Source organism: Kribbella sp. NPDC049174 (assembly GCF_043197365.1).
Classification (GTDB): Bacteria; Actinomycetota; Actinomycetes; order Propionibacteriales; family Kribbellaceae; genus Kribbella.
The window spans coordinates 38,024-48,214 of record NZ_JBICSZ010000020.1 but is presented as its reverse complement, the minus strand read 5'-3'; the positions used below and the strand labels follow the sequence as shown (position 1 = coordinate 48,214).

The 10,191-nt window shown below is 64.7% G+C and carries 12 protein-coding genes and 1 tRNA gene; 4 read left to right on the top strand and 9 right to left on the bottom strand.

Features of this window, described 5'->3' with window-relative positions; translation table 11 throughout:
- Positions 1–127: 127 nt before the first annotated feature.
- Positions 128–221, bottom strand: a tRNA-Thr gene (locus ACGFIF_RS43705).
- A 568-nt stretch (positions 222–789) separates the two neighbouring features.
- Between ACGFIF_RS43705 and ACGFIF_RS43700 the strand changes: the two genes are divergently transcribed.
- Positions 790–939 (top strand): hypothetical protein, encoded by a 150-nt coding sequence (locus tag ACGFIF_RS43700; protein WP_393163738.1) that lies wholly within the window; start codon positions 790–792, stop codon positions 937–939.
- Positions 940–1,591: 652 nt separating this feature from the next.
- Here the strand turns inward: ACGFIF_RS43700 and ACGFIF_RS43695 are convergent.
- Positions 1,592–3,712: a restriction endonuclease gene (locus tag ACGFIF_RS43695; protein ID WP_393163736.1), complete on the bottom strand. Its 2,121-nt coding sequence runs from the start codon at positions 3,710–3,712 to the stop codon at positions 1,592–1,594.
- A gap of 370 nt (positions 3,713–4,082) precedes the next feature.
- On the opposite strand from ACGFIF_RS43695, the gene ACGFIF_RS43690 reads away from it, so the two are divergent.
- Entirely contained in the window at positions 4,083–4,565 is a 483-nt protein-coding gene (locus tag ACGFIF_RS43690) for a hypothetical protein (protein WP_393163734.1), read from the top strand.
- 216 nt (positions 4,566–4,781) lie between these two features.
- Here ACGFIF_RS43690 and ACGFIF_RS43685 read toward each other — a convergent pair whose 3' ends face one another.
- Both ACGFIF_RS43685 and ACGFIF_RS43680 read right to left on the bottom strand, forming a co-directional pair.
- Positions 4,782–5,003, bottom strand: a complete 222-nt coding sequence (locus ACGFIF_RS43685; RefSeq protein WP_393163732.1) for a hypothetical protein — start codon at positions 5,001–5,003, stop codon at positions 4,782–4,784.
- 23 nt (positions 5,004–5,026) lie between these two features.
- Positions 5,027–5,458: a hypothetical protein gene (locus tag ACGFIF_RS43680; protein ID WP_393163730.1), complete on the bottom strand. Its 432-nt coding sequence runs from the start codon at positions 5,456–5,458 to the stop codon at positions 5,027–5,029.
- 323 nt (positions 5,459–5,781) lie between these two features.
- On the opposite strand from ACGFIF_RS43680, the gene ACGFIF_RS43675 reads away from it, so the two are divergent.
- Both ACGFIF_RS43675 and ACGFIF_RS43670 read left to right on the top strand, forming a co-directional pair.
- Complete coding sequence (locus tag ACGFIF_RS43675) at positions 5,782–6,021, top strand: DUF1330 domain-containing protein (RefSeq protein WP_393163742.1); 240 nt, start codon at positions 5,782–5,784, stop codon at positions 6,019–6,021.
- Between the two features lie 145 nt (positions 6,022–6,166).
- On the top strand, positions 6,167–6,598 hold the full coding sequence (locus ACGFIF_RS43670) for a hypothetical protein (RefSeq protein WP_393163728.1): 432 nt from the start codon (positions 6,167–6,169) through the stop codon (positions 6,596–6,598).
- Positions 6,599–6,675: 77 nt separating this feature from the next.
- Here the strand turns inward: ACGFIF_RS43670 and ACGFIF_RS43665 are convergent, their stop codons facing one another.
- The 5 genes from ACGFIF_RS43665 to ACGFIF_RS43645 form a co-directional block, all read right to left on the bottom strand.
- Positions 6,676–7,590: a bifunctional DNA primase/polymerase gene (locus ACGFIF_RS43665; protein WP_393163726.1), complete on the bottom strand. Its 915-nt coding sequence runs from the start codon at positions 7,588–7,590 to the stop codon at positions 6,676–6,678.
- A complete protein-coding gene (locus ACGFIF_RS43660) occupies positions 7,587–7,811 on the bottom strand; it encodes a hypothetical protein (RefSeq protein WP_393163724.1) in 225 nt (74 codons plus the stop codon). Before ACGFIF_RS43660 ends, ACGFIF_RS43665 begins: the two co-directional genes overlap by 4 nt.
- Complete coding sequence (locus ACGFIF_RS43655; RefSeq protein WP_393163722.1) at positions 7,808–8,188, bottom strand: hypothetical protein; 381 nt, start codon at positions 8,186–8,188, stop codon at positions 7,808–7,810. The genes ACGFIF_RS43660 and ACGFIF_RS43655 overlap by 4 nt, the downstream gene beginning before the upstream one ends.
- A gap of 91 nt (positions 8,189–8,279) precedes the next feature.
- Positions 8,280–9,824, bottom strand: coding sequence for a DNA cytosine methyltransferase (locus ACGFIF_RS43650; RefSeq protein WP_393163720.1), 1,545 nt, complete (start codon positions 9,822–9,824; stop codon positions 8,280–8,282).
- Positions 9,825–9,905: 81 nt separating this feature from the next.
- Entirely contained in the window at positions 9,906–10,136 is a 231-nt protein-coding gene (locus tag ACGFIF_RS43645) for a hypothetical protein (RefSeq protein WP_393163718.1), read from the bottom strand.
- Positions 10,137–10,191: the final 55 nt, after the last annotated feature.

Below are 10,191 nucleotides of genomic sequence, written 5' to 3'. Positions count from 1 at the left end.
ACCTGTCCCCGAACACCTACGAAGCCCTCTACCCCGCTACGCTCCCGTCAGCGGCGTAATCCACCACCCGTGTCCACGAACCGGGGGTAAGGCCCGGGTGTGGAATTGGCCGACAGCGTAGTCGACGAGCCGCATGTCGGAATCGAACCGACGACCTTCTCATTACGAGGAAGACCTACACCGTCGCATCCGCTCTCTACCGGCGTTTTCAGCAACACGGCCATCCCCAGCGAGCGCGAGAATCCCCATGCGTATCCGTCGTTTGGTGCCACGAGTCATGCCATGCATCTCGGCCACCCCAAGACACTGCTCACGCCGGGACCGGCGACCAGGCGCGCGGAGCGTCTGCCTTCTGATCCGTAGGAGCGAGCAACAGACGGTTAGCTCCTGGGCGCAGCGTGAAGGATGGGCTCCGAGGTTGTCCGATGGCGGTTCGTGTGGACCTGTTGGGGGCAGACTGCTGCGCGCACCGAGCACGAATGCCACAGCAGTGGCTCGGATCTGGGGCCGTCAAGGTCTGGGTCTGGGATGGTGCCAGATGTAACGTCGCAGCCTGCCCAACGTCGGGTGCCAGATCACGTACGTCAGGGTGTCCAGCGCTCGCCGAACCTCGGCCTCCAGCTCATCATCGCCGGTCAGGATCGGGCCGTTTTCATCGTGACCCAACGACCGAAACCCCCGCCTAGACCTGATCGCAGCTTGTATGTAGTCGTCCACTGCCCAGCGGGGTGCACGCGCGATGAGGGCTGTCGACTGAAGCGTGGTCGCGGATCGCCTGAAGGATGCGTAGTGATCAATCTCGTTCCACCGCTGTTCGCTCACTACGCCGATCGCCTCGAGCAATTTGGCGCGGGCTGCCCGTCGATCGCGGCTGTTGGTGACGTACGGCGCGACGATGCCACCCACAACCGCCACTCCCAGGGTTCCTGCGACCTCTAGCCAGGTTGGCATCCTTCTGACCTCACGACGTAGGCGACCAAGACCGCGCTCATTCTTGCGCCGCGTGCACGGTGGTTGCCATCCTCTGAGCGGCGCGGCGGAATGCAACTAGGCGTCGGGCTCGTCCCGCCCAGGCTCGATCTCGGTGGCAGTCTCTGCCTCAATGGATGCCAGCATCTCCTCTGACTCGGTGATGGCGTCTTCGTACTCCCGGAGAAACGCCGGCGTCTGAGGCTGCTTGCTGCCTCGCAGGTGGGCGCTTAGTACTTCCCGGCCCCAATCGCAGAGACGTTGCCTGACCGGCAGCTGGTAGTCGCGATGCAACGCGGCAATCGCATCACTGCGAAGAAGTAGCCCGGCGACCAGATCCTCAAGAAAGCCAACCGTCAGAGGACCTGAGACGCGGGGCACTAGACACTCCCTCCGGCACCCACTTCTCGGGGCCCCGGATCTAACCGGCGCCGGACAGCGCGTTGCGCATCTCTGTCTCTGTCAACACACGCCGCGCGCATTGGCTCTGCGGTGACCACCGTGACGGACGAGGCTGACGAGGTTACAACTCTCATCGCCCAGGGTGAGAGGTCGACGCTCGAGTTCTACCGTTATCGTCAGCTAGTGCCGCTCCTCGACCGATACGCCACAAATTGTCAGTTCAGACATAGGAATCACTATCCCGACGTTCGATCGCATCCGCGAGCGCGCGAAGCCGGCGTGTCGCTGCCGAGGCTTCACCGAGAACGTAGGTCGCGAATCTCGGATCGTCCGCCGCGTCGACCATCCGTAACGCGTCAATCTGCAACTGCGACATCGTTTCAATCGCAACTACGATCTCTTCGACGCTCGGCGCCAGTTCGGTCTTACGTCCATCCCTATATATATCTCGGGCAGAAAGCGCCTCTCCGGTTTCGCGCATCTCCTCAGCGAGTTTGGCAAGCACAAACGACACGATATTCAACTCTCTTTCACGCGCCGCGATCAGGTCGTCGAGTTGAGAGAGTCCGTTAGGCGCGAGGAATAGACGCCCAACTTCGTATGGTCGAAGGCCCAGGGCAATCGATGACTCAGAGAGCGTCCCCAATCGCTCGGCATCCAGGAGGACCCATTCCTTCTGCGAAGCCATATTCTTGATAGTGTCACCACTGAAAGAGGGACCCACGATCGCCACGAGACTTGCATGATGGCGGTGCTTGTGCGTCTCGATCGCCACATCGCTGACGTCGGCGTGGGTGACATGGCCGCTCGATCGCGCCTTTGCTTCGATGATTGCCGTTGTTCGCGTACCGTCAACATCACACCAGGTAATGAGGACGTCGGTATCACCAGACCCGCTAATCAGACGTGCCTCGAATCCCATAGCGAGAAAGACGTCGCGTACAGCATTCTCGAATGCTCGACCCGAAGCCTGGCCTCGCGCGAGCGGTTCTCGAGAGAGTCGGGTCAGTTCGTCACTCAGCCCGACTGATGGAACCTCGGTCGTTCGCCGAGCAACTCCGACGTGATCGCTGACCTTCGCAAAGGTAGGCGGCGCTTCCGCAAGCGGCAGTTCGGTCACGAGCGCAGTTCCAAGTGCCGTCGCTCGCAGACTCCCGTATCGCGACTCCTCGATCAACTCGGTGTTCAGGAGGAAACTAGCGATCCAACGGCTCTTTTCTGTGTTGAGCCCGAACAGCGCGGCTTCCGCATACATCTCATTCCGTGTGACATCGCGCTCGACAGCACGGATCATTTCACCAACGAACCGCATGTTCGCGTGGAGGATCCGTATGAAGTTCAGGTCGTCCCCTGACTCAACCCAAGCTCGTGCCGCAGGCGTGGCCTCAAACACGCCCCGGCCAACCTCAATCAGAATCCCTGAGGCACGCATGAACGGTAGCATGGACTCGACACTGCTGGGCTTAAGGCCGAACGTCTGAACGACGAACGAGAACAATTCTGCTCGCTCGATCCTTTCTGATGCAGCATTTATGATGGTCCTGAGATTCTCAACCTTGTTGGGATTCGATGGAGGACTCGGAACCCAGATGTTGTAGGTGCTGCGCGCCTCGTGCGGGCGGGTTGATGTCGACAATTCATCGAGCAGCGCCGCGATCTCAGCAGGGGGATTCGGAATATTGACCGCGCGCTCATCCTCGCCGTCAAATGCCTCAGGCGTCACGATCATGCGACCCGCAAGCAACGAGCGTCCCGCCGGCGCGATCTGCCATCGTCGATTGCCCGCAGGTTCGATCAGGCCAAGCACCTCCTGCCAGTCCGTTCGACTGCGGGTGCCACCGTTGGTCCGCCACGACAACTTGTAACGCGATCGAATACGCTCATCGACATCGTCGATCGTGAGCGGTTCCTCTGCGATCACGGCCAGGACCTCTGCGAAAAGCCGAATACGATCGGCCAGGATCACCGCAAGGCGTTCGGGCGTCGGATCAGATCGAAGCTCTGACCCCGCCGCGGCGAGGCGTAGTTCGCCTCCGTTGTTCTCGACGAGTCTGAGAGCTCGAAGGAAGCCGTTATATTCGCGCCAAGTTGCAGGCTCTGCCTTCGGAGACGCGCCGACCGACCGAGGCTGAACGCCCCCGGCATCGAACGACAACTCAGGCCTCATGTCGAGGTCGAAGGCGCGTCCCTCGCCGACCTGTTTGACGAGTTCGAGGACCAGCGGCAACCACACCGCCTTACCACCCAGGAGACCCGGAATCGAACTAGCCTGCCCACGCCAGAGGGCCTTCTGCTCTCCAACTTCACGGGACGACATCGCTGACGGACTATCCGGTGTCATGAAGGAACTATATGAGATCGTGTACAGCGTCTGTGCAAGAATCGCGGATTGATAAATGCAGCTGCGCATCGATCGCCGTTGCGTCTCGACCGTATGACAAGCGGACGAAATCTCGCCGCCGAGGCGGCGTCCCACCGAGGGCCAGATCAACTTGTCGCCCCCTTACCTTCCCCCCGACAAGAACTGCGTCCACAAGCGAGTCCACCTGTTCTATGCCGCCCTTGGCGATCTCGACCCAAGGATTCGCACGCACGCTCGTTGGTGCAGAGAAGCTGTTGACAGCGTTCAGTCGTCGTCGGGGCTGTCTGTTGAGCCTGCTACGTTCTGCATCTGAAAGGGCTGCACAGAGGGGGATCGAATGAAGCTGGACATGGACAGGACGACCGTGGTCCTGGAGCAGTTTCGGGACGGCGGCGCGGAGCCGCCGCGGGACGTGGTCCAGGCGCTGACGGTGCTGATCGGAGACGCGATGGTTTCGCATGCAGTCGCCGTCTACGACTTCGGCAAACCCACGATGGGGAGTGTGGAAACGGTCGCGAGCTGGGAGTGCACGGGGATCGCCGGTGACGTGCTGGTCCGGGTATCGGCCAGTAGGCCTGGCGGGGAGTGGTTCCTCGACGACTTCGATTCAGGGTCCGCGGCGCCGACGGTCTACGGCGAGCTGGTTCCGCTCGGCGAGGTGGCTGGGTGCCGGCTGCTCAGCCTCCAGTCCTACGGGGATGCCGAGTGCCTGACGCGTTGGCAGGTGCAGCTGCGAAACGGCGACAGTTTCCAGATCCCGTGGCCCAAGGACCGGCTCGCTCAGACACGCCACGAAGCGCTCGCCCTCGAGGTTGCAACGCGGATCCGCTGAGGTGTAGCCAGCCCGGACCTGCCTACCGACTGGAGGTCCGAACACCTCGACGCTGTGCGGGTGCAGGCTTCCGGGGGGGACTTTCGGGTCGCGGGCTGGCGACATGCATCAGTCTGCCGCCTTCGCTCGATCGGCCACAGAAGTTGTCCACAGCACGAAGGAGCGCCCATCTGCTCAGGGACCTTGGTGGGCGCGTTGGCTGTCATGGATCAATGCCTATCCCGCGAAGAACGCGTAGTAGATGAAGCCGCCGACGAGGAACAACACGAACGCGACTGTCACAAACCCCTCGGTCCGGTGACCTTTGTCCCCGAATAGCCAACTGACCAAGGTTCGCCGCTCCATCTTCTCGCGGAGCAACTCGTTGCGCTCCTCCAGGATTTGCTTGAAGAGCTCAGCGCGTTCCCGCTCTCGGTCTTCGGCGGTTCGGTCTTCCATCGTTGCACCTCTTGCATCTCGGCTTAGCGTTCGACTGTTCCGCCCAGCTTGCCGGCGAGCTTGTCAGCCCCTGGCGCATTGATGATCCAGTTCGGCCCGATCAGCTGGGGATCGACCGGGACGTTGTTCTCCTTCGCCATCTCGTTCATGCCCTGCAGGTTCTCGAGCGCGAACTGCAGGTCCGCATCGGTGGCATAGGTCGACAGGACCGAGTCGTCGGAGCATGTACCCGACTCGGCGGCAGCCTGCACAGCGTTGTCCTGCACCCACGACGGGCACGAGAGTCCGAAGCCCACGGCGGCGTCCTTGAGTGCTTCTACGGTCTGGTACTTCTCCGCTGTCGGCGGACCTGCCGGCGACGTCGGTGCCGGCGTGCTTTCCGCAGTCTGCTTATCGTCGGTACCGCAGCCTGCCAGCAGCAGGACAGCGGCGATGATGGTTGCGAGCAACCGCATGATTTGTGTTCCTCCCCTTGCCGCTACATCGAGCGGCGGTCACTTGGCGTTACATGGATACGCTTCGCGGCAGGCCGCCAGTCGTTCCAGTCCGAGACGTAGAAGGCCTGGCGGCCCCGTGGCCCGCCGACCAGGGTTATCACCGGTTGGCGCAGCTGCCCGGACGCTACGACGACCCGTCGGCATGAGCGGCGCCATCGCTGTGGCTGGCTTGGCGGATGTCGTTCTGGTCGAGCCATGCGACGCGACGGTCAGGGAGCCGGACGGTTCCATGCCGAAGGGCTACGGGTCAGCGTCTGGCGCAGCATTTCAGACCCTGAGAGCTGGCCGCTTACAACAAGCTGGCCGGTCCGGCCGTCGAGGCCGCGGGCGGTCGGATCCTCGCCCGTGGCAGTCGGGTCCTGGCGCATGACGCCGGGATCGCCGAGAGCGCTGTTCTGGTCGAGTTCGACACCCTCGAGCAGGCCGTCGCGGCGCAGGAGAGTACGGCCTACCAGGACGCGCTGGTCGCCCTCTCCCACGGCGTCGAACGCGACTTCCGCATCGTCGACGGCATTGACTGACCGAGGTCCAATCATCACTGCACTAAAGCAGATACCCACTACTTATGTTCTACAGATTGCGGAAGGGTGGATTGCCTGCCTCTCGACTGGCCCGTTGGCGGGGGCCCGGGGAAATTGTCGGCGGCCTGTGGGATCGTGTTGTGGCATGAAGCTGATGGGCCGGGATTTCGACCGAATCCGACGGGAACACCTGCGTGGCGTGAAGGTGACGGAGTTCGCTCATCTGTGGTGGCAGGCGGAGCAGCGCGGCGATGCGTTGCGTGGTGAAGACCAGGTCGATTGGTACCTGGTCGGGGTGCTCGCGGCGTGCCGGTGGATCGCCAGCGCGTGGATTCCGTACGACGGCCCGATCGACGGTCGCAACGGTGAGATGGCCAAGACGCCGCTGACCCTGAAAAGTGCGTGGGTCATCGAGGAGCTCATCGAGGAAGAGACGATGCACGCCGAGCGGCTGGTCGGGCGGTGGGAGTGGCCGGATCGGCCGGGTTATGTCGAAGGGGTCGCCGCGACGTTCGCCTGGATGTGGCGACGCTCGGGGGTACCGCCAATCCAGGTTGAGCAAGCGCACGCGAGCTGACCAAAAGCGCATCGAGCAGGGCCTCAGGAGAGCCATTGGGTGGCGTTCCTGAGGCCCCTTTTGCGGCCTGGGCAGGTCTATGCGTTGCGTTGGCGGGGGTGTCGTTCGCCGGCGTCGAGTCCTGAGGTGATGGTGCGGTCGGCTTCGTGGCGGGGTAGGCCGATGCGTGCGGCCGCGGAGACGAGTTCGTCGCGGATGGTTGCTTCGTCTAGGAGGTGGGCGCCGACGAGTTGGCCGAGTGCGAAGGCGGCGCGGTTGAGGGTGTCGTTGCGGTGTCCTGGTGTGGCTGCGAGGACCTTGTCGAGTTCCCTGGTGAGCGCGGCGAGCGTGTAGGCGCTCGCGTTCCTTCGGTCGGGCGCGTCCCTCGGTGTGAGGTCTGGCTGCGGGGTGAGGGCGGTGGCGATCCAGTCAGGGAGGGTCGCGGGGCGGCGGATCACGTCGGCCCGGTACCGCTGCCCGTGGAGGACCGATCCGGCGCCGACGACATACCCGCCGTTTCCTCGAGTGTCGATCTTCCAGCCAAGTCGTCCGGCAGTGTTGCCGAGTTCCGTGCCGTCGGGTTGGCGGTAGTACAGGTGTTGTCCCCGGCTGGGGGTGCTGACGGTCCAGGTCCGGGGCATCATGTGGCCGGCGTTGGCGGCGAGTTGGTCGAGCACGTCGCGCCCGCATGTCGCACCGCGGGAGTCCCATGGCTCTGGAACCACTTCGCCGTCTTTGGGCTGGTCCAGGTCGATCACCAGCAGCCCGGACGGACCGGTGGCGATGCCGATGTTGTACGGGGCTTCGCGCCACCAGCGCGTGATCTGCTCGGCGTCGGTGGTGGCTTGGTGTGGCCAGTCCTCGATCGCTGGGGTCTTGGAGCCTGGTCGGAGGGGGAACACGGCCAGTCCCCGGGCGGCGTGCCAGTGCGCGGCCCTCCCGAGACGGTCGGGTCCCGTACCTCGAGCCCCAGGCCGCTTGATCCTCGCCCTCGGATCCGTTGAGGTGCTCACGGTTCGATCTCCTCGTGGCTCGGGTTCACACGCTCACCGGGCACGCGTCGCTTAGGCGGCTGGTCTCCGCGGGGGCGGACTTCGAGGTAGACGCGGACGCCCAAGGATCCCCGGTTCGGGTAGGCGCGATCCCCGCCGGCCACCTCGAATCCTTCGCACAGGTGCGCGACCAGTTCCTCGATTTCGTCGGGTTCTCCGGACAGCCGGACCTTGATCGTCACCGGTCCACCTGGCCTCGGATGCCGTCGTGTACCTCGTCTTGGCGCCCGCCCAGTTCGTCCGGGATCGCCTGAATCACTTTCACGAGGGCCAGTTGGACCGCGACCATCCCGTGACCCTTCAATGACTCGTCCAGCACGTTCAATCCGTAGGCTTTCAGCACGAGGCCTACGTCGTAGGCCATGCCGAACGGCAGGTCGCGAGCAGGTGTACCAGTCGTTCTGATCGTGAGCGTGATGGTGCTCGGTGTGTCGCTTGCCGCGTTGCCGCCATTGGCAGAGTCACTTCGGAACTCGACTGGCTGCGCGGTGATGGGCTCCGGTGGCAGTGGTCCGGTCAGGTGCGAGTCGCCGGGGTTCTGGGGTACTGCCTGCATCATCGATTCTCCTTGGATGGTTGACGGTTGCGTGTCAGTGGCCGGGTGGCCGAGGGGCCGGACCTGCGGCGAGGTCCGGCCGACTGCGGCCCGGTCAGGCGGCGTTCAGGTCGCTGAGGTCGTGGCCGAGGGATTCGGCCACGGCGGCGATCAGGTCGCGCGCAGCCGGTGGGGTGACGGCGTTGCCGAGCTGACGGACCTTCTCGCGTTTGTTGCCCAGCACCACATACCCGGGCGTGAACGCCATCCCGGCAGCGACCTCGTGCGGCTCCAGCATCCGGAACAGGCAGTCCTCCACCGCCACCGTCTGCGGCTCCAGCAGCGACTGGTGCCCGGCGGTGGTGAGGGTGCGCAGCGTCTGGCTGGCTGGGGTGCACATCTCGGCGCCGATGTAGCGCGATCCGTTGTTCCGCATGATCAGCGCGTACCGATCCCGGGTGGTGAACGTCCCGTGCGGCTCAGCCGTGGTCCGGGTGGTGGCGTTGCCGTAGTAGGGCATCAGCAGCGCGTGGTGGTTGCCCGCTGCCGCGAACGTGTCGAACGGCTCCGACACCTGCTTGGTCGTGTTGTTGTTGCGCAGCGGCACCACCAGCGCCTCCGACTCCCGCGTGGTCCTCGTCCGCATCACCTCACTCAACGGCGTCGCGGTCTCGTTCCACGTCCCACCGGCAGGAACCAGCAGTCCGGTCTCGTTCCGGGTGGTCATGGTCCGCATCGGCTCGGCGATCGGGGCGGCGGTCTTGCCGTCGCGGCCCTCGACCGGCACCAGCAACTCCGGCCGCACGTAGCGGGCGAGCCCGGCGCGGATCCGCTGCATGGTCTTGTCGGCCAGCGGCCTCGCCCGGTCCCCGATCCGCTCCCCCACCAGGCTCCAGTCGATCGCCGCCGCGGCCGGGAGCCACCCCGGTTCCACGGTCTGGTTGCGGCAGGCAACGTTCGGGCAGCGCCACACGTACTGCGCCCGGTACCGGCCCCAGGTCCGCTCGGGCTTCTTCCACGCCTGCATCGCCCGCACCACCTGGTCACATCCAGCGCAGTACGCCGACGGGCGGGTCCACCGGTTCAGGTCCGGACAGGTCGTCGTGCGCTGGTGGGCCACGACGTAGAGCCGGTCGCGGGATTGCGGCGCCGGGAGCCCGCTGGCCTGGGCGTGCATGCTGTTGAGATAGACCACGTGGGTGCAGTAGCCGAGCGCGTCGAGCCCGGAGCGCCAGGCCGGCCACAGCACCCACAGCGCGGCATCGACCACGTTCTCCACCACGATCGCGGCGTACCTGTGGTGCTCGGCGAACCGGACCACGTCCCACATCGTCGCCCGCGACCGCTCAGCCGCCTCGTCCGGCAGGGTGTCGCCGAACAGGTCCGGCATCGCGTCTACGTTCCGCTTCTTGCCCTTGGCCTGGGAATGGTTCGTGCACTCCGGCGACGCCCACAACACGTCCGTGCGCGGGTAGCGGGACGGGTCGACCTGGGACAGGTCCGCGCAGTCGTGGTCGGTCGCCGGGTGGTTGCTGTTGTGCGTCTCCACGGCCAGCTTCCAGTGATTCGCGGCCATCCGCACCGTCACGCCCGGCACCTGCACGGCGCCGGTGCTGGATCCACCGGCACCGCAGAACAGATCAGTAATCGTCAACGTCATCGGTTCAGCTCCTCTCTGGGTGGTGCGGGGAGCGCCGTGGGTGCGTGGTCCGTCACCACGACGCTCCCCGAGCCGGTCGGTTTAGTTGGCGGTCTTCAGGGCGTTGTCGATGTGGTCGATCAGCTGCCAGTCGGCGTGGTCGGGGTCGATGCCGATGAAGCTTTGGCCGCACGCGCACACGCTGACGACCTGGCCGTTGCGGATCGGCTGCGGCGCCGGGGTCACGTCCCGGTGGTCGGGCCACGCGAGATCGCTGCCTGCGGAAGTCGGTGCGGTGGTCGGTGGGGTGAGGAGGTAGGTCTGGTTCGTCACGGTGGTCTCCTTGCGACTGGTCCGTTTCGCCCGTTGGTGGGCTTGTGTGGCGGCA